Raw genomic sequence first — 211 nt, 5'->3', positions numbered from 1 at the left:
GAGAAGGTCATTCCGCGTGATTCGAATATCGGCCAGATTGGCATGGCGGTCGGAGGTGTTGGGCAGAACATTGCTCAGAACCTGGCACGGCTAGAGGTGCCAACGTATCTGATTACCGTTTACGGCGACGATATGAACGGTATCGTCATGGAGCATTCCTGCGCTCAGCACGGCATTCGGCTGGACTACGCCGAAAAACTGACTGGCCAGC

Annotated in this window: 1 protein-coding gene; it reads left to right on the top strand. The window is 55.5% G+C overall.

All coding sequences use genetic code 11. The features are described from left to right. On the top strand, positions 1 to 211 hold a 211-nt coding region (locus LI126_RS15540), incomplete at both ends, for a PfkB family carbohydrate kinase (RefSeq protein ID WP_227165789.1).

Origin of the sequence: Mediterraneibacter sp. 210702-DFI.5.30, from assembly GCF_020560115.1 — a bacterium.
GTDB lineage: Bacteria > Bacillota > Clostridia > Lachnospirales > Lachnospiraceae > Mediterraneibacter > Mediterraneibacter faecis.
This window is presented reverse-complemented; position numbering and strand designations above follow the sequence as displayed.